This is a genomic window from Marinobacter azerbaijanicus, from assembly GCF_030250645.1.
GTDB lineage: Bacteria > Pseudomonadota > Gammaproteobacteria > Pseudomonadales > Oleiphilaceae > Marinobacter > Marinobacter azerbaijanicus.
Genome location: NZ_JASSVS010000013.1, coordinates 100,979 through 120,086 on the forward strand (window position 1 = coordinate 100,979; position 19,108 = coordinate 120,086).

16 protein-coding genes are annotated in these 19,108 nt (G+C 57.8%); 13 read left to right on the plus strand and 3 right to left on the minus strand.

The features are described 5' to 3' along the window. Nucleotides 1-129 precede the first annotated feature (129 nt). From QPM17_RS19765 to QPM17_RS19785, 5 genes are all read left to right on the plus strand, one after another. A complete protein-coding gene (locus QPM17_RS19765; RefSeq protein ID WP_285393220.1) occupies nucleotides 130-396 on the plus strand; it encodes an SPOR domain-containing protein in 267 nt (88 codons plus the stop codon). A gap of 256 nt (nucleotides 397-652) precedes the next feature. Continuing rightward, nucleotides 653-5,101, plus strand: coding sequence for a glutamate synthase large subunit (gene gltB / locus QPM17_RS19770; protein WP_285393126.1), 4,449 nt, complete (start codon nucleotides 653-655; stop codon nucleotides 5,099-5,101). A 77-nt stretch (nucleotides 5,102-5,178) separates the two neighbouring features. Beyond that, complete coding sequence (locus QPM17_RS19775; RefSeq protein WP_285393128.1) at nucleotides 5,179-6,597, plus strand: FAD-dependent oxidoreductase; 1,419 nt, start codon at nucleotides 5,179-5,181, stop codon at nucleotides 6,595-6,597. Nucleotides 6,598-6,721: 124 nt separating this feature from the next. Beyond that, a complete protein-coding gene (hemE, locus tag QPM17_RS19780) occupies nucleotides 6,722-7,792 on the plus strand; it encodes a uroporphyrinogen decarboxylase (RefSeq protein ID WP_285393130.1) in 1,071 nt (356 codons plus the stop codon). 260 nt (nucleotides 7,793-8,052) lie between these two features. Then, the gene (locus tag QPM17_RS19785; RefSeq protein ID WP_285393132.1) at nucleotides 8,053-8,421 is read left to right on the plus strand and encodes a PilZ domain-containing protein; all 369 of its coding nucleotides are present in this window, start codon (nucleotides 8,053-8,055) and stop codon (nucleotides 8,419-8,421) included. Nucleotides 8,422-8,647: 226 nt separating this feature from the next. On the opposite strand, the gene radA is transcribed toward QPM17_RS19785, so the two are convergent. After that, on the minus strand, nucleotides 8,648-10,027 hold the full coding sequence (radA, locus tag QPM17_RS19790) for a DNA repair protein RadA (RefSeq protein WP_285393133.1): 1,380 nt from the start codon (nucleotides 10,025-10,027) through the stop codon (nucleotides 8,648-8,650). 133 nt (nucleotides 10,028-10,160) lie between these two features. After that, on the minus strand, nucleotides 10,161-11,822 hold the full coding sequence (gene ettA, locus QPM17_RS19795) for an energy-dependent translational throttle protein EttA (RefSeq protein WP_285393135.1): 1,662 nt from the start codon (nucleotides 11,820-11,822) through the stop codon (nucleotides 10,161-10,163). Nucleotides 11,823-12,183: 361 nt separating this feature from the next. Between ettA and glyA the strand changes: the two genes are divergently transcribed. From glyA to QPM17_RS19835, 8 genes are all read left to right on the plus strand, one after another. Next, the gene (glyA, locus tag QPM17_RS19800) at nucleotides 12,184-13,440 is read left to right on the plus strand and encodes a serine hydroxymethyltransferase (RefSeq protein ID WP_285393137.1); all 1,257 of its coding nucleotides are present in this window, start codon (nucleotides 12,184-12,186) and stop codon (nucleotides 13,438-13,440) included. Between the two features lie 66 nt (nucleotides 13,441-13,506). Next, nucleotides 13,507-14,025 (plus strand): transcriptional regulator NrdR, encoded by a 519-nt coding sequence (gene nrdR / locus QPM17_RS19805; RefSeq protein WP_285393138.1) that lies wholly within the window; start codon nucleotides 13,507-13,509, stop codon nucleotides 14,023-14,025. After that, nucleotides 14,022-15,137 (plus strand): bifunctional diaminohydroxyphosphoribosylaminopyrimidine deaminase/5-amino-6-(5-phosphoribosylamino)uracil reductase RibD, encoded by a 1,116-nt coding sequence (ribD, locus tag QPM17_RS19810; protein ID WP_285393140.1) that lies wholly within the window; start codon nucleotides 14,022-14,024, stop codon nucleotides 15,135-15,137. The genes nrdR and ribD overlap by 4 nt, the downstream gene beginning before the upstream one ends. 69 nt (nucleotides 15,138-15,206) lie before the next feature. After that, nucleotides 15,207-16,322 carry a bifunctional 3,4-dihydroxy-2-butanone-4-phosphate synthase/GTP cyclohydrolase II gene (gene ribBA / locus QPM17_RS19815; protein WP_285393141.1) on the plus strand — a complete coding sequence of 372 codons (1,116 nt, stop codon included), beginning with the start codon at nucleotides 15,207-15,209 and terminating at the stop codon, nucleotides 16,320-16,322. Between the two features lie 55 nt (nucleotides 16,323-16,377). Beyond that, nucleotides 16,378-16,854: a 6,7-dimethyl-8-ribityllumazine synthase gene (ribH, locus tag QPM17_RS19820; protein ID WP_285393143.1), complete on the plus strand. Its 477-nt coding sequence runs from the start codon at nucleotides 16,378-16,380 to the stop codon at nucleotides 16,852-16,854. Further along, a complete protein-coding gene (gene nusB / locus QPM17_RS19825; RefSeq protein ID WP_422732787.1) occupies nucleotides 16,851-17,330 on the plus strand; it encodes a transcription antitermination factor NusB in 480 nt (159 codons plus the stop codon). The genes ribH and nusB overlap by 4 nt, the downstream gene beginning before the upstream one ends. A 3-nt stretch (nucleotides 17,331-17,333) precedes the next feature. Continuing rightward, a complete protein-coding gene (gene thiL, locus QPM17_RS19830; RefSeq protein ID WP_285393144.1) occupies nucleotides 17,334-18,284 on the plus strand; it encodes a thiamine-phosphate kinase in 951 nt (316 codons plus the stop codon). Nucleotides 18,285-18,287: 3 nt separating this feature from the next. Then, nucleotides 18,288-18,815 carry a phosphatidylglycerophosphatase A family protein gene (locus tag QPM17_RS19835; protein WP_285393146.1) on the plus strand — a complete coding sequence of 176 codons (528 nt, stop codon included), beginning with the start codon at nucleotides 18,288-18,290 and terminating at the stop codon, nucleotides 18,813-18,815. Between the two features lie 40 nt (nucleotides 18,816-18,855). Here QPM17_RS19835 and QPM17_RS19840 read toward each other — a convergent pair whose 3' ends face one another. Further along, nucleotides 18,856-19,059, minus strand: coding sequence for a DUF6316 family protein (locus QPM17_RS19840; RefSeq protein WP_137437968.1), 204 nt, complete (start codon nucleotides 19,057-19,059; stop codon nucleotides 18,856-18,858). Between the last annotated feature and the right edge of the window lie 49 nt (nucleotides 19,060-19,108).

Sequence of the window (19,108 nt, forward strand, 5' to 3'; positions counted from 1 at the left end):
CCAGAGCCAGAGCCAGAGCCAGAGCCAGAGCCAGAGCCAGAGCCAGAGCCAGAGCCAGAGCCAGAGCCAGAGCCAGAGCCAGAGCCAGAGCCAGAGCCAGATTTTACTCCCTCCCGTCCCTCTGTTTTTATGGACGTTGAAAGCGTAAGGCAGCGGGACGGCTGGACCATCCAGCTTATTGCCGGCAACCGAGAGCAGACAGTGCTTAGCCTGATTGATCAATATCCGTCCCTATCGGATATACTCTATACCCGTACCCAGAGGCAGGGTCAGGACTGGTTTGTTGGCTTCTACGGGGAGTTTTCTTCACGAGAGGCGGCCGGGAAGGCGGTTGATCGGCTTCCTCAGTCGCTGCGAAACCAATCACCCTGGGTCAGGCAATCGCGCAATTTCTGATTGTCTGCGGGCAACCTGGCGTCTTATTTAGTTCTTTAAAAACAATAATCTGCGCATTCCCTAAGTAATATTTGTTGTGACTGGCAACACTCGTAATGGGGGAGTTCACTCCCTAAAATAAAAACGCTTTGGTTTGAGTACGTATTTCTACGCGTGTAAAATAGCCAGCCCCCATTTTCAGTGTCAAAGGGTGGAATTATCGTTTTTGTGCGAATAACTCTTTGATTGAAAAGCATTTCTACGCGAGAGAACGCTTATGATGACAGGTTTGTATCATCCCGATGAATTCAGGGACAACTGTGGCTTCGGCCTGATCGCCCATATGAAGGGCGAGGCCAGCCACAAGTTGTTGCAAACTGCCATCGAGTCGCTGACCTGCATGACCCACCGAGGTGGTATCGCTGCAGACGGAAAGACCGGCGATGGTTGTGGCCTCCTGATCCAGAGCCCCGATGCCTTTTTACGCAAGGCCGCAAAGGCGGAATTCGGTAAGGAGCCTGAAGGGCTGCTTGCTGTGGGTCAGGTATTCCTTAGCCCGGACGAGAGCAAAGCCGCTGCTGGCCGTGCGGCCATTGAAAAGCGCCTGACAGAGCAGGGCCTTGAAATCATGGGCTGGCGCAAGGTTCCCACTGACGATAGCTGCCTTGGCCCGATGGCGCTGGATTGCCTGCCCTGGATTGAGCAGGTATTTGTGGTGCCTGGTGCAAAGACCGAGCAGGAATTCGCCATCGCGCTGTTTGTTGGTCGCCGCCATGCGGAGCGGGACATGGCAGAAGACTCCGAATTCTACATCTGCAGCCTGTCTCACCGCACACTGGCCTATAAGGGTCTGATGATGCCGGCGGATCTGGCCAATTTCTATAAGGATCTGGGCGACCCTGACCTCCAGACTGCCATCTGCGTTTTTCACCAACGCTTCTCCACCAACACCATGCCGCGCTGGCCGCTTGCCCAGCCCTTCCGTTATCTCGCCCACAATGGTGAGATCAATACGGTTGACGGCAACCGTAACTGGGCCATTGCCCGCGCTGCCAAATTCAGCGCTCCGGAACTGCCGGACCTGCAAACGCTTCAGCCACTGGTGAACCTTACTGGCTCTGACTCTTCCAGCATGGACAATATGCTGGAAGTACTGCTGGCCGGTGGTGTCGATCTGTTCCGTGCAGTGCGCATGATGATTCCACCGGCGTGGCAGAATGTGGACACCATGGATTCCGAACTGCGAGCGTTCTACGAATACAACTCCATGCATATGGAGCCCTGGGACGGCCCGGCCGGTCTGGTTCTGTCCGACGGCCGGTATGCCGTCTGTATGCTGGATCGTAACGGACTGCGCCCAGCGCGGTGGGTCATCACCAAGGACGATTTCATCACCCTCGCGTCTGAGATCGGTACCTATGGGTACAAGCCCGAGGATGTGGTGGCAAAGGGTCGTGTGGGACCCGGGCAGATGCTCGCGATTGATACCGAATCCGGTGAGGTGCTGCACACCAAAGATGTAGATAACCGTCTTAAATCAGCCCAGCCCTATAAACGCTGGCTGCGGGAGAATTCACTGCGGGTCGAGACCACGCTGAACCAGGAGACGCCAGAGTTCAAGCTGATGCAGTCGGATGATCTCCATATACACCAGAAAATGTTCATGGTGTCCTACGAGGAGCGCGATCAGGTGCTGCGTCCGCTGGCGGAGAACGGTCAGGAGGCCGTGGGTTCCATGGGTGACGATACTCCCATGGCGGTGCTGTCCAGCCGCGTCAGGCATGTAGCGGACTATTTCCGTCAGAAGTTTGCCCAGGTTACCAATCCGGCCATTGACCCGCTGCGGGAGTCCATCGTGATGTCCCTGGAGACGTGCATTGGCGCGGAACGTAACGTATTCGAGGAGACGGCGGAGCATGCCAACCGTATTATCCTGACAACGCCGGTGCTGTCACCGGCCAAGTTCCTGAAGATCGCCAATAATGATCGGCCAGGTTTTGAAGTCGCCCGCATCAACATGAGCTACAGCCCGGAAATGGGGCTGGAGCAGGCCGTACGCAAAGTGTGCGACGAAGCCGAGCAGGCGGTTCGCAGTGGCAAGGTTATCCTGATCCTGACCGACAAGGAGCTGAAGGAGGGTGAGTTGCCGGTGAACGCCATGATGGCGACCGGCGCGGTTCACCACCATCTGGTCCGCAAGGGGCTGCGGTGTGACTCCAACATTCTGGTTGAGACTGGCTGGGCCCGTGATCCGCATCATTTTGCCGTGCTGTTTGGCTTTGGTGCCACTGCGGTGTATCCATATCTGGCCTATCAGGTGCTCAATGATCTGATCCGCACTGGTGAACTGATGATGGATCCCATTGATGCGAAAAATAACTATCGCAAGGGGATCAACAAAGGGCTGTTGAAGATCCTGTCCAAGATGGGCATCTCCACGATCACCTCCTACCGTGGCGCCCAGTTGTTTGAAGCAATCGGTCTGGCGGATGAGGTGGTGGATCTCTGTTTCAAGGGTGTTCCCAGCCGCATCCAGGGTGCTGGATTCTTCGATTTCCAGCAGGATCAGGAGCAACTGGCGGCTGTAGCCTGGAAGCATCGCAAGCCGATTTCCCAGGGTGGCCTGTTGAAGTATGTTCACGGTCAGGAATATCACGCCTTCAATCCAGACGTGGTCGGCAAGCTTCAGGAAGCCGTTACCAGTGGGGATTACGGGCAGTATATGGAATATGCCGGATTGGTGAACGAGCGTCCGGTTTCGACGCTGCGGGATCTGCTGGGTTTCCGTAAGGACATCAAGGCTATTGATCTGTCGGAAGTTGAACCGGTGGAAAATATCTTCCCGCGCTTCGACTCTGCGGCCATGTCCCTGGGCGCACTGTCGCCCGAAGCCCACGAAGCCTTGGCCGTAGCCATGAATACTCTGGGCGGCCGCTCAAATTCCGGTGAGGGGGGCGAAGACCCGGCCCGCTATGGCACGGAGAAGCGCTCCAAGATCAAGCAGGTTGCTTCGGGCCGCTTCGGTGTGACAGCGGAATACCTGCGTAGTGCAGATGTCATGCAGATCAAGGTTGCCCAGGGTGCCAAGCCAGGTGAGGGTGGCCAGTTGCCGGGTGGCAAGGTGAATGATCTGATTGCCCGACTGCGCTACTCGGTGCCGGGTGTGACATTGATTTCACCGCCGCCGCATCACGATATCTATTCGATCGAGGATCTGGCGCAGCTGATTTTCGATCTCAAACAGGTTAACCCGAACGCCCTGGTTTCCGTGAAACTGGTATCGGAACCTGGTGTCGGCACAATCGCTGCCGGTGTGGCGAAGGCCTATGCCGATCTGATTACGGTCTCCGGTTATGACGGTGGCACCGCAGCCAGCCCGCTGACCTCCATCCGGTATGCGGGTTCCCCCTGGGAGCTTGGTCTTAGTGAGACGCAGCAGGCGTTGCGCGCCAACGACCTGCGGGGCAAGATTCGCCTGCAAACCGATGGTGGCATAAAGACTGGCCTGGATGTGGTCAAGGGTGCGATTCTGGGCGCAGAGAGCTTTGGTTTCGGTACCACGCCGATGGTCGCCCTTGGTTGTAAGTATCTGCGGATCTGTCACCTGAACAACTGTGCTACCGGTGTTGCCACCCAGAATGAGCATTTACGGGAGGAGCACTTCAAGGGCACGGTCGAGATGGCCATGAACTTCTTCCGCTTCGTTGCAACCGAGACCCGGGAGTGGATGGCCAGACTGGGCGTCCGCACTCTTGAAGAACTGGTCGGGCGTGTTGACCTGCTGGAGCGCCTGCCGGGTGATACCCCGCGCCAGAAGAAGCTGGACCTGACGCGCCTGCTGTCCAATGATCACATTCCGGCGGATAAGCCCAACACCTGTCAGGTGGAGCGTAACCATCCGTTCGATGAGGGCAGATTGGCTGAGCAGATGGTGAAAGACACGGCGGACGCCATTGCGGCCAAAGCCGGAGGGATCTGGTCCTACAGGGTCACCAACTGCGACCGTTCTATCGGAGCCCGTCTGTCGGGTGAAATTGCCCAGGCACACGGTAACCAGGGGATGGTGTCCGCACCGATCACTCTGGAGTTGACCGGCACCGCCGGGCAGAGCTTCGGGGTCTGGAACGTGGGCGGCCTGAATCTGCTGCTCGAAGGGGATGCCAACGATTATGTGGGTAAGGGCATGACCGGTGGCAAGCTGGTGGTCCGGCCGCCCACTGGTAGTGCGTTCAAATCCCAGGAAACCTCAATCGTAGGCAACACCTGTCTCTATGGCGCAACGGGAGGCAAGCTGTTTGCTGCCGGTACAGCTGGTGAGCGCTTCGGTGTACGTAACTCTGGTGCCCATGCCGTAGTGGAAGGCGCAGGTGATCACTGCTGTGAATACATGACGGGGGGGCTGATAACCGTCCTCGGCAGTACTGGCCACAACTTCGGTGCTGGTATGACCGGTGGTTTTGCCTATGTGCTGGATCTGAACAACACTTTCGTGGACAAATACAACCACGAGCTCGTGGAGATTCAGCGGATCTCCAGCGAGGACATGGAATCCTACCGGAACCACCTCCGTGGTGTTGTCCGGGAGCATATTTCCGAGACTGCGAGCGAATGGGCAGAGCATATTCTTGACAATTTCGACGACTACATCGGCCGTTTCTGGCTGGTCAAACCCAAGGCGGCGAGCCTTCGCAGCCTGCTGGCCAGTACCCGGGCGCGTCCGGAGTAAGGGCGGATGGAACAGGTTCGTAGCGTTGCCCGTGAGGCAGCGCTTGCGTCGAAATTGAGTCTGATGAGAGCGTCATAATGAAAGAACGACTGAGTAACGACTTCCAGTTTGTCGAAGTAGGGCGTGTCGACCCGAAAAAGGTACCGGCAAAGAAGCGCAAGAAAGAGTTTGGTGAAATCTACCAACCCTATACCCAGGATCAGGCGGCGTCGCAGTCACATCGCTGCCTGGAGTGCGGTAACCCCTATTGCGAGTGGAAGTGTCCGGTACACAATTACATCCCGAACTGGCTGAAGCTGGTATCGGAAGGCAACATCATGAGGGCGGTTGAGCTGTGCCACCAGACCAACTCACTGCCGGAAGTCTGTGGCCGTGTCTGCCCCCAGGATCGTCTGTGTGAAGGGGCGTGTACCCTGAACGACGGGTATGGCGCAGTAACCATTGGTTCGGTGGAAAAGTATATTACTGACACTGCCTTTGCTCTGGGCTGGAAACCGGACATGTCTGCCGTTAAATGGACAGACAGGAAGGTTGCGGTCATTGGTGCCGGCCCGGCAGGCCTTGGCTGCGCCGATGTGCTGGTACGCAACGGTGTAAAGCCGGTGGTTTTCGATATTTATCCGGAAATCGGTGGTCTGCTGACCTTCGGAATTCCCGAGTTCAAGCTCGAGAAGTCCGTCATGACCCGCCGCCGTAAGGTGTTCGAAGAGATGGGTGTTGAATTCCGCCTGTCCACGGAAGTGGGCAAGGATGTGATGATGGAGGATATCCTTGAGGAATATGACGCTGTCTTCATGGGCATGGGTACTTACACCTACATGAAGGGCGGCTTTCCTGGCGAGGACCTGCCGGGCGTCCATGATGCCTTGCCATTCCTGGTGTCAAACGTGAATCGCCGCCTTGGATTTGAAAAAGATGATGACGACTTCATCGACATGAAAGGCAAGCGCGTGGTGGTTCTCGGTGGCGGTGATACCGCCATGGACTGTAACCGCACCTCAATTCGCCAGCAGGCAGCAAGCGTTACCTGTGCCTATCGCCGGGACGAGCAGAACATGCCGGGCTCCCGCCGTGAAGTCTCCAACGCCAAGGAAGAGGGCGTGAAATTCATGTTCAACCGTCAGCCCATTGCCATCATTGGTGAGGACCGGGTTGAAGGCGTGAAGGTGGTCCAGACCCGCCTTGGTGAGCCAGACGAAAACGGTCGCCGTCGTCCCGAAGTGGTTGCCGGCAGCGAGGAAGTCATCCCGGCAGATGCCGTACTGGTTGCCTTTGGCTTCCGTCCGAGCCCTGCCGACTGGTTTGAAAAGCTGAAGGTGGATACCGACGATTCCGGTCGTGTTAGCGCACCGGAAGAAGTGGAGTTCGGGTTCCAGACCAGTAATCCCAAGATTTTTGCCGGCGGCGACATGGTCCGCGGCTCGGACTTGGTCGTAACGGCTATCTGGGAAGGACGTCAGGCAGCCGAAGGTATTATGGATTACCTGGATATCTGATTGCCTTCGGTATTTGACCCGGATCAGAAGGGCGGCTTGCTGATGGTGAGCCGCCCTTTTTTATTGTGACAAACCGGGTATCATTGCCCTCCAGAACTTTTACAGACAGCAGACTGGGAATGCTATGACTGAGCTGAAAAATGACCGTTTCCTGCGTGCGCTGATGCGTCAGCCCGTTGATCGCACACCAGTGTGGATGATGCGTCAGGCTGGCCGATACCTGCCGGAGTATCGTGCAACCCGTGCCAAAGCAGGGGATTTTCTCAGTCTCTGTAAGAACACGCCTCTTGCCTGCGAGGTCACCCTGCAGCCCCTGGAGCGCTTCCCGCTGGACGCTGCGATCCTGTTCTCGGATATCCTCACCATCCCGGATGCCCTGGGGCTTGGGCTCTACTTCGAAACCGGAGAAGGCCCGAAATTCCGCAATACCATTCGTTCTGCCGCCGATGTCGCCGCGCTGCCGAAGATCAATGCGGAAGTGGACCTGGACTACGTGATGAATGCGGTGTCCACCATCCGTGGCGCGCTCAGTGGCAGTGTTCCACTGATCGGTTTCTCTGGCAGCCCCTGGACCCTGGCCACCTACATGATTGAAGGCGGCTCGTCCAAGGACTTCCGCGAAGCCAAGAAGCTGATGTACGGCCAGCCAGAGGTGATGCATCAGTTGCTGGATCATCTTGCGGACTCGGTGATTGACTACCTGAACGGCCAGATTCGCGCCGGTGCCCAGGCTGTGCAGATTTTCGACACTTGGGGCGGCGTACTGAGCAGCTGGGCGTACCAGGAATTCTCCCTCAATTACATGAAGAAGATCGTCGCCGGACTGATTCGTGAGAATGACGGACGCCATGTGCCAGTGATTCTTTTCACCAAGAACGGCGGCCAGTGGCTGGAGTCCATCGCAGATTCCGGTGCCGACGCTGTGGGGCTGGACTGGACAACGGACATTGGCAATGCCCGTGCCCGTATTGGCGATAAGGTTGCCCTGCAGGGCAATATGGACCCGGCCATGCTGTATGCGCCGCCGGAGCGCATTCGCCAGGAAGTGGCGGATATCCTGTCCCGTTACGGTTCCGGTCCGGGGCACATTTTCAACCTAGGGCATGGGATTACCCCGGATGTAGATCCGGAGCATGCCGGGGCGTTTATTCGCGCTGTTACTGAGCTTAGCCCTCCGTATCACAATCAGGATTGATAGTTGGGAGTAGCAGGTGTTCTGCCTGGAAGCTCTCGCAAGCCATCAGGCTCTGCTCAGAACACGCCCGTGAATACCTCCATGTAGGGCTCGGTCGCGCCATCCCTGGCGCTCCACGGTTCTGAGCAGAGCCTGACGGCCTGCTCTCCAGCTTTGTTGCGTGCCTGCACCCTCCACGATGCAACTCCCGTTACCGCTAGATAGAAGTGCCTGTGAGGTCTATAGTCATACCAGACAAGACCGGTAAACAGGAGTAACCCTTGCCAGCCAAGTCCCCCGAAAAACGTCGTTTCCACAGAATCTCCTTCGATGCCGATTGCGAACTGCACTGGCAGGACGAAGTGTGGCCAAGTGAGGTGCTGGATATTTCGCTGAAGGGCATTCTGGTTAAGCGGCCGAAGGGATGGGATGTCCCATTGAAACAGCCCTGTGAGGTGATTATCCATCTTGATGATCATGAAACCGCGATTGTGATGGCCGTGGAGCTACGCCACATCGAAGAGCACCGGTTGGGGTTCAAGTGCCAGTATATTGATCTTGAGAGCGCGACTCATCTGAAGAGACTGGTGGAGTTGAACCTGGGGGATCAGGCGTTGTTGGAGAGGGAGTTTGCGCATTTGATTGAGTAGCCTGATGGTTGTTGTCGGATTACGGCCTGGTGGCCTAATCCGACCTACATTCAGAAAGTTCGTGAGATAACTGTGAAGTTTGCAGGCGGGATTGGAAGGGCCTTTCCAAAAATGTGCGGAGCCATGGATGGCGGAGCCCAAGCGCACATGGATGTGCTTGAAGCGTTTTTTGGAAAGGCCCTTCCAATCCTGCCTGGCACCAAACAATCAGGCTAGAAACCAAGCCTTAGAGCTCCTCCAAAGCCGATAACGCATCACTAAGCTTGGTCACGGGAATAACCTTCATCCCCTCAATAGCCTTACGAGGCGCATTGGATTTAGGCACCAGCGCGCGTGTGAACCCATGCTTGGCAGCCTCGTAAATGCGCTCCTGGCCACTGGGTACAGGACGGATTTCGCCGGATAGGCCGACCTCGCCAAAGATCACCAGATCCTGGGGCAGGGCGCGGTCGCGGAAGGACGACACAATGGCTGCCAGCAGCGCCAGGTCCGCGCTGGTTTCATTGACCTTTACGCCACCCACCACATTCACAAACACATCCTGATCCGACACATGCATGCCCCCATGACGATGTAGAACCGCCAGAAGCATTGCCAGCCTATTCTGGTCCAACCCCACTGCAACGCGCCTCGGGTAGCCCCCCTGAGCCATATCCACCAACGCCTGGATCTCCACCAGCATCGGCCGAGTGCCTTCCCAGACTACCATGACCACACTGCCCGGGGCCGCCTCCTCGCCCCGGTTCAGGAAGATTGCACTGGGGTTCTTTACCTCCTTCAGACCCTGCTCCAGCATCGCAAACACGCCCAGCTCATTCACCGCACCAAAACGGTTCTTGATGCCGCGCAGTGTACGGTAACGGCTGTCACTGGAGCCCTCCAACAGGATGGAGCAGTCAATCATATGCTCCAGTACCTTCGGACCCGCGAGGCTGCCGTCCTTGGTGACGTGGCCCACCAGGAACAGGATGGTACCGGTCTGCTTGGCAAATCGGGTCAGATAGGCAGCGCTTTCGCGAACCTGGGAGACACTGCCGGGGGCGGATTCCGTTTCGGCCACGTGCATCACCTGGATGCTGTCCACCACCAGGATGCGGGGCTTCTCGGTTTCCGCCACCTGCATCACCCGCTCGACGCTGGTTTCCGAAAGCATTTTGAGGTCTTTGGTCGGTAATCCCAGGCGCTTGGCTCGCATGGCGACCTGTTGCAGTGATTCCTCGCCCGTGACATAGAGAGCCGGAACGCTGGAGGCCAGGTGGCAAACTGCCTGCAGCAGCAAGGTGCTCTTGCCGGCACCCGGGTGCCCTCCCATGAGAACGGCTGAGCCCTCCACCAGTCCGCCACCGAGCACCCGGTCGAACTCCTGCATGCCGGAACTGATGCGTGGCTGTTCCGCCAGGCTGACATCGTCGAGGCTCTTTACCTCTGACAGGCTACCTGCAAAGCCCTCAAAGCGTGCGCCGCGGGCGCCCCTGGCATTGCCGCCACTGACGCCACGAACCTCGGTGACAGTGTTCCAGGCCTGACAGGCGGTGCATTGGCCCTGCCATTTGGAATAGTCTGCGCCACATTCGGTGCAGACGTAGGAGGTTTTGGCTTTTGCCATCGTGGAGGTGCGACCTTCTGGGTTGGTTGTCGGATTACGGCTTCGCCTAATCCGACCTACGGTTAGCGCCGAACTATAATGTATCCCGCGTAGGTCGGATTAGGCCCGCAGGGCCGTAATCCGACACCACACATCAAGCCAACTTCTTGTACTTCATCCGCTGAGGCACCATGGCCGAATCGCCCTTGCGCTTCTTGTGGTCCTCATCGTACTCACTGAAGTTACCCTCGAAGTAGACCACCTCCCCGTCGTCCTCGAACGCCAGGATGTGGGTGGCTACCCGGTCCAGGAACCAGCGGTCGTGCGAGATCACCAGGGCGGAGCCGGGGAAGTTCAGCAGTGCCTCTTCCAGGGCACGGAGGGTTTCCACGTCCAGGTCGTTGGTGGGTTCGTCCAGCAGCAGCACGTTGCCGCCTTCTTTCAGCAGTTTGGCCAGGTGCAGGCGGTTGCGCTCACCGCCGGACAGGTCGGCCACCCGCTTCTGCTGGTCGGAGCCCTTGAAGTTGAAGCGGCCGACGTAGGCCCGTGACGGGGTCTCGTAGTTGCCGATCTTGATGATGTCGTTGCCGTCGCTGAGTTCTTCCCAGACGGTGTTGTCCCCGTTGAGGTCCCGCATCTGGTCCACGTAGGCCAGCTTCACCGTTTCTCCCACGGTGATGGTTCCGGAATCCGGCTTGTCGTGCCCGGCAATCATCCGGAACAGGGTGGACTTGCCCGCCCCGTTACCGCCGATAATGCCCACGATGGCGCCGGGGGGTACGCTGAACGATACATTCTCATACAGCAGGTGATCACCGAAGGACTTGCTGATCCCGTCCACCTCGATCACCTTGTCGCCCAGGCGTGGGCCGGGTGGAATGTACAGTTCATTGGTTTCGTTGCGCTTCTGGAATTCCTGGGAACTCATTTCCTCGAAGCGGGCCAGGCGAGCCTTGCTCTTGGACTGGCGGCCCTTGGCGTTGCTGCGAACCCATTCCAGCTCGTGTTTGATGCTTTTCTGGCGGGAGGCTTCCTGCTTGGCTTCCACCTCCAGGCGCTTTTCCTTGTTTTCCAGCCACTGACTGTAGTTGCCCTCGAAAGGAATGCCCTGGCCACGGTCCAGTTCCAGGATCCAGCCGGCGACATTGTCCAGGAAGTAGCGGTCGTGGGTAACGGCAACCACGGTGCCCGTGTAGTCGTGAAGGAAGCGCTCCAGCCAGGCGACGGATTCTGCGTCCAGGTGGTTGGTGGGCTCATCGAGTAACAACATGTCCGGGCTGGACAGCAACAGGCGGCAGAGGGCGACACGGCGGCGCTCACCGCCGGAGAGATTTTTCACCGGGGCATCCCACGCCGGCAGGCGCAGCGCATCGGCAGCCACTTCCATCTTGCGCTCAATGTCGTGGCCGTCACTGGCCTGGATAAAGGCTTCCAGTTCGCCCTGTTTTTTCGCCAGGGCGTCGAAATCGGCATCCGGTTCGGCGTAGTCCGCATAGACCTGGTCCAGCTGGGCCAGGGCATCGTGAATGCCGGAGACCGACTCATCGACAATCTCCTTGACCGTCTTGCTGTCGTCCAGCTCAGGTTCCTGGGGCAGGTAACCTATATTGATGCCCGGCTGGGCGCGCGCCTCGCCAATGTAATCCTGATCTATGCCGGCCATAATACGTAACAGAGTGGACTTGCCAGAACCGTTGAGGCCCAACACGCCGATCTTGGCGCCAGGGAAGAAACTCAGGGAAATGTCCTTGAGAATTTCGCGCTTGGGCGGAACCACCTTGCCCACGCGGTTCATGGTATATACGTACTGGGCCATGTCGTCAGAATCCTTCTTGCGAAGTGTGTTTCGGAAATACTGAAGGTGTCTGGCTGAGGCCATCGGGTAGGGCGATTCGGGATCGTCAAAATCAGGGATGATTTTGTCGAGCGTACAGGGATGTATTTACAGCGTATCCCGGATCGCCCTACCCGATGGCCGGTACTCCACAGTAGCCACAACCAATGAATATTGACCGAGTAAGGTATCGAAACCAAACAGGGATAGCAATTGAGCAAAAACCGTCTCTGGCTGAGTGTCGGTATCTGCGGACGGTATAAAGGATGATTTTTCACCCATTTGTAAGATAGAATAGCGGCCCATTTTTTCGGGTAGCTACGCACACAGGGGCAGCGCATCAATGTTTAATCGTGATATGAAAATCGCCGGCTTTGACGACGAGCTCTGGAACGCCATGCAGGCGGAAGAGAAGCGCCAGGAGGCTCACATCGAGCTGATTGCGTCTGAAAACTACACCAGCCCTCGGGTGATGGAGGCCCAGGGTAGTGTACTGACCAACAAGTATGCGGAAGGCTATCCCGGCAAGCGTTATTATGGTGGCTGTGAGTTTGTGGATATCGCCGAGGACCTGGCTATCAGTCGCGCCAAGGAACTGTTTGGTGCCGCCTACGCCAATGTTCAGCCCCATTCCGGTTCCCAGGCCAACTCTGCTGTTTTCATGGCACTGCTCAAGCCGGGTGATACCGTTCTGGGAATGAGCCTGGCCCATGGTGGCCACCTCACCCACGGCGCCAGCGTTAACTTCTCCGGTAAAATCTACAATGCCGTGCAGTATGGCCTCAATCCGGACACTGGCCTGATCGATTACGACGAAGTGGAAAGCCTGGCGCTTGAGCACAAGCCGAAAATGATTATTGCCGGTTTCTCGGCTTATTCCCAGGCACTGGATTTTGCCCGCTTCCGTGAGATCGCCGACAAGGTTGGCGCCTATCTTTTTGTGGACATGGCCCATGTGGCTGGCCTGGTAGCGGCTGGTGTCTATCCGGACCCCATACCTCACGCCCATGTAGTCGCGACTACAACCCACAAGACACTGCGTGGCCCTCGTGGCGGCCTGATCCTGGCCTGTGATGACGCTGACCTGCAGAAGAAGCTCAACTCTGCCGTATTCCCCGGTGGTCAGGGCGGCCCGCTGATGCACGTTATTGCGGCCAAGGCAGTTTGCTTCAAGGAAGCCATGAGCGATGACTTCAAGGTCTACCAGAAGCAGGTCATCAGGAACGCAAAGACCATGGCCGAGGTATTTGTGTCTCGTGGCTTTGACGTGATTTCCGGCGGTACCGAGAATCACCTGTTCCTGGTCAGCCTGATCAAGCAGGATATTACCGGCAAGGATGCGGATGCGGCCCTGGGGCGCGCCCACATTACCGTCAACAAGAATGCTGTGCCGAATGATCCCCGCTCTCCGTTTGTGACGTCTGGCCTGCGCATCGGCACCCCGGCGGTAACCACACGCGGTTTTGGTGAGTCCGAATGCCGTGATCTGGCAGGCTGGATGTGCGACATTCTGGACAATCTGGAAGACGAAGCGGTTAACGACCGGGTTCGTCAGCAGGTCGAAGGCCTGTGTGATCGTTTCCCGGTCTACGCCGGCTAATCAGTCTGAACGCACCGTCAGGCGCACTGCAGCGCAACGTCTGGCGGATTGCAGGAGTTTCAGCTTATGCATTGCCCCTTCTGTGGTGAAGCGGATACCAAGGTAATCGACTCTCGGCTGGTGGCTGAGGGGGATCAGGTGCGTCGCCGCAGGGAGTGTCTTTCCTGTCGCGAGCGCTTTACTACCTTTGAGTCAGCGGAACTGGTAATGCCCCGTGTCGTAAAACAGGATGGTACTCGTCAGCCGTTTGATGAGGAAAAGCTGAGGGCGGGCCTTATGAAAGCCCTGGAAAAACGCCCGGTCAGTATCGAGGAAATTGATGCGGCGCTTAATCGTATCAGGTTCCGGTTGCGTGCCACCGGTGAGCGGGAAGTAAAGTCCATGCAGCTCGGGGAAGAGGTGATGACGGAACTCCGGCAGTTGGACAAGGTGGCCTATGTGCGTTTTGCCTCTGTCTACCGCAGTTTTCAGGACATCAACGAATTCAAGGAAGAGATCGAGCGCCTGTCCGCAACATCGGGTGAGGACCCGGTGGACGTAGCCAAGGTGCTGGCAGACAACCATTCGTCCAAAGGGCAGGCATGATCGACGCCCAGGACACCGCTTTTATGGCCAGGGCGGTACAGCTCGCCTGGCGTGGTCGCTATTCCACTCATCCCAATCCGCGTGTGGGTTGTGTGATTGCCAGTGGCAGCAAGATCCTCGGAGAGGGCTGGCATGAGCGCGCCGGTGAGGCCCATGCTGAAATCCGGGCCCTGAGTCAGGCCGGTCCGGATGCTCGTGGTGCGACAGCCTATGTCACGCTGGAGCCATGCAGTCATTTCGGACGCACACCACCCTGTGCAAAGGCATTGATTGAGGCAGGCGTTGCACATGTGTTTGCCGCCACCAAGGACCCCAATCCTTCGGTTTCAGGTCGCGGCCTGAATATGCTCCGTGAGGCGGGCGTTCGCGTGACAGAAGGTCTGCTGGCGCAGGAGGCGGTCCGCCTGAACCCCGGGTTCATGAAGCGGATGAACGTTGGCCGGCCATACGTGCGGCTCAAGATGGCCGCCAGTCTCGACGGCAGGACCGCCATGGCTTCGGGCGAAAGCCAGTGGATTACCGGGGGTGCGGCCCGCCGCGATGTTCAGCGGCTCAGGGCAATCAGCGATGCCATTCTCACCGGCGTGGGAACGGTGCTGGCAGATAACCCTTCCCTGACAGTGCGTCGGGGTGAACTGGGCGACATTGGCGATGCCACCGAACCGGCTCGTCAACCCCTGCGGGTGATAGCGGACCGGGATGCACGCACCCCCCCAGAGGCCACAATCCTTCAGGGGGGCAATGTCCAGATCTATTGCGCCTCTCCGACACTGGCAAGCGCGGCCGCACAGGACCTTGCCGCATTGGGTGTGGGGCTGACAGGTGTTGCCTGGAAAGACAATGGTGTAGATCTTCGCGAGTTACTGGACTCGCTTGGAGAGCTGGGTATCAACGAGTTGCTGGTGGAAGCCGGCCCGACACTGGCCGGGACCTTTATAAGCGAGCGCCTTGTGGATGAACTCTGGCTTTACCAGGCGCCGGTATTCCTGGGTAGCACGGGGCGGCCGACGGCCAATCTGCCACTGGAATCCCTGGCGGACAAGGTGCAATGGAAAGTGCTGGATCGCCGTCAGTTGGGCCAGGATCAGCGACTGATTCTGGCTCCGGGTTGAGGGTTACTAAATTCATGGTTGGCCGTCGTTGATTAACGGGCGGTCAGACCAACAGGATGAAAAACTGGTATGGCACTGAACAGCATTGAAGACATTATTGAAGATATCCGTCAGGGCAAGATGGTCATCCTGATGGATGATGAGGATCGGGAAAACGAGGGCGACCTGGTGATGGCTGCCGAGCACTGCACTCCCGAAGCCATCAACTTCATGGCCCGTTTTGGGCGCGGCCTGATCTGCATGCCAATGACTCGCCAGCGTTGCGAGCAGCTGGGGCTTCCGTTGATGGTGCAGCAGAATGCCTCTGGTTTTGGTACCAAGTTCACCCTGTCCATTGAGGCGACTGAGGGCGTAACCACCGGGATCTCTGCAGCAGATCGTGCACGCACCGTTCAGGCGGCGGTCGCCCGCAATGCCAAAGCGTCAGATCTGGTGCAGCCGGGGCATATCTTTCCGCTGATGTCCGATCCCGGCGGAGTTCTCAGTCGGGCCGGCCATACCGAGGCATCCTGCGACCTGGCAGCGCTGGCCGGTTGTGAGCCTGCCGGTGTGATCTGTGAAATCATGAATGATGACGGTTCCATGGCTCGCCGGGAGGATCTGGAAAAGTTCGCTCAGACCCATGACCTGAAAATAGGCACCATTGCCGATCTTATCCACTATCGCACGCTGAATGAACGCACTATCGAGTGTGTTGAAGAGTATGACCTGGATACCGAGTATGGCGTGTTCAACCTGCGCACATACCGCGACAACATACAGGGCTCCACTCACCTGGCCATGGTGATGGGGGAGATATCCGCCAACGATCCGGTGCTGGTGCGTGTGCACATCACCGATACCCTGCGAGACCTTCTTGGTGCCCGTCGCAAGGATTCTCGCAGTTGGCCACTTCATCACGCGCTGGAAAAGGTTGCTGAGGAAGGGCGTGGCGTAGTGGTTCTGCTCAACAGTGCGGAAGACAGCTACAATCTTGAGGATCGCATCCACGAATTCTTCGAGCAGGACAAGAAGTCTGCGGGTAAGGGCAGTTCCGGTGTCTATTTTACTGTCGGTACCGGCTCACAGATCCTGCGGGATCTTGGTGTTGGTAAAATGCGGCTTCTGAGCCCTCCCATCAAGTTCTCCGCGATTTCCGGTTTTGAGCTGGAAGTGGTGGAATACGTGCCTTACACCCCTGAATGATGAACCCCGGCAGTGCCGCACCGGAAGGGCGGCGCTGCCAATAAAGGAGCCATGTATGGCAGATATCAGAGTAATTGAAGGTGATTTTACCCATTGCAGTGGAAAATATGCGCTGGTAGTGGGGCGTTTTAACGGTTTTGTCGTGGAAAGTCTGGTGGAAGGCGCCATTGATACACTGCGTCGCCATGGCATTGCCGATGAGGACATCACCATCGTACGGGTTCCGGGTGCCTACGAAATGCCGCTGGCGGTCAAGCGTGTGGCCGAGAGCGGGAATCACGATGCCATTATTGCTCTTGGCGCGGTTATTCGGGGTGGTACACCTCATTTCGAGTATGTTGCCGGTGAAGCATCCAGTGGCCTGGGTGCAGTAAGCCTGGAGACCGATGTGCCGGTTACCTTTGGCGTGCTGACAGTTGATTCCATTGAGCAGGCAATCGAGCGCGCTGGCACCAAGGCTGGCAACAAGGGCGCTGAAGCGGCGATTACGGCCCTGGAAATGGTCAGCCTGTTCAAGAAGCTGGGTGAATGATGAACACAACGGAAGACAGCACCGCGCAACCCGGTCCTGCAGGCCAGCCCAAGGCTGGCGACAGGCGCAGGGCACGGGCTCTCGCCATGCAGGGCCTGTATCAGCGCCACTTCAGCAAGAGCTCGATTACCGACATTGAGTCTGAGTTTATTGTCGACAACGACATGTCCAAGGTGGACACCGCCTACTTTCGTGACCTCCTTCGGGGCGTGCATCGGGAGCAGGCCGAGCTGGACCGATTGCTGGAGCCCTTTCTTGATCGTCCGATCCACGAAGTGGATGCCATTGAGCTCGCCATCATTCGCCTTGGCGCTTATGAGCTTAAGCACCGGCTGGATGTGCCCTATAAGGTCGTGATTAATGAGGGCATCGAGATGGCCAAGAAATTTGGTGGCACTGAAGGTCACAAGTTCGTCAACAGCCTACTGGACAAGCTCAGCCATCGCTTGCGCATGGCCGAGACCCGCCCCCGCTGACTGATGGGTGAATTCGAGCTGATCCGTAGGTACTTCTTCCCCATCGCCGAGGCGGGAAGCACCTCTGCGGTTCTGCTCGGGCCCGGTGACGACTGTGCGATCCAGCGCGTGGACCCCGACAGTGATCTGGTTTTCTCGGTAGACGCGCTGGTCGAAGGTGTCCATTTTCCCCATCACTATGACCCCGAAAAGCTTGGCTGGCGAAGCCTGGCCGTAGCGGCGAGTGATCTTGCGGCCATGGGCGCCGATCCTGCCTGTTTTACTCTGGCTTTGACGATACCGGATGCCGATCCCGATTGGCTGCATGCCTATGCCCGCGGGCTGGCAACCGCAGCCCGTCATTTCGGTTTGTCGCTGGCGGGTGGGGACACCACCCGTGGGCCGCTAACACTGAGCATTCAGGTCCATGGTACGGTCCCTCGCGAGCAGGCGATTCGGCGTTCCGGGGCGCGGGTTGGGGACTATATCTGTGTTTCCGGCACTCTGGGGGACGCAGGTGCCGCCCTGCATTACCTTTCCAGCGGTAATCCCGGGCCGGATGAACAAGCGGTGTTGGCCAGATACCATTATCCGGAACCAAGGCTTTCCCTCGGCTCGGCCCTGCGTGGCCGTGCTTCCTCTGCCGTGGATATATCAGATGGGCTGGTGGCGGACCTGGGGCATATTCTCGAGGCCTCTGGGGTAGCCGCTCGTCTCGAGGTGGGGAAACTCCCGTTGTCGGCGCCATTGAGGCGACTTGCCGGCCAGGAGGCAGTCAACCTGGCACTTAACGCCGGTGATGATTATGAGTTATGCATCACCATCAGTCCGGAGGCCTGGAGATTTCTGCCAGAGAACGTTCGCAGCGAACTGACCATCATTGGTGAGATAGTATCCGGGGAAGGACTTACCATCATGCACGATGGCCACTCACAAGCCCTCCCGGCAGGCGGCTATGATCATTTCAGGAACTGAATCATGAGTAGCGATAACAACCCTCAGGAGCCCGAAGTCCCCGATGCTCTGTTGCCGCCCGGCTTTCTGCGGAATCCGGTCCATCTTCTCGCGTTCGGATTTGGCAGTGGTGCAGCGGCGCGAGCTCCGGGTACCTGGGGAAGTCTGGCGGCGATACCGGTCTGGTTCTGTTTTTCCTGGTTACCTCCCGTTGCCTACTGGGTGGTTGTGCTGGCCGCTTTCGTGGTGGGCATCTGGCTGTGTGGAAAGACCGCAGAAGACCTCAAGGTTCATGACCACGGCGGGATTGTCTGGGACGAGTTTGTGGGTATGTGGATCGCTCTTGGGCTGTTTCCGGACACGGTGTATGGCGTTCTTCTGGCGTTCGCGCTGTTCCGGCTGTTTGATGTGGTAAAGCCCTGGCCCATCAGTTGGCTTGATCGGTATATGCCCGGGGGTCTCGGGATCATGGTGGATGATGTGGTGGCGGGTTTTATGGCATTGGCCAGCCTGTTCGCCATTGACCGGTGGCTGATGCCGGTCATTGTCTGAACGCTTTTCTGCTTTTCAGAGGCGGGAAGGGCGGCCCGGTTCAGTGAATCTGTTGCTCTTCCGGAAGAAGCCGGACGACATGCAGAAAACGCCTCAAACCGGTTTCCGCGCGCTGACGGGAGGCGAAAGGACCGCTGTCAAAGCCCTCCCGGGTCGTGAAGTACCACTTGCTTCCGACGCAGAAGAACCGACTGCTTCGGAAAGGTGCGGGACCGTTTTCTCCGGACCGACGTTGGGTGTCCATGTTTTCTCCTGAGCCCTTTATCGTTTTCGTTATGCCGAGCAGTAGAATG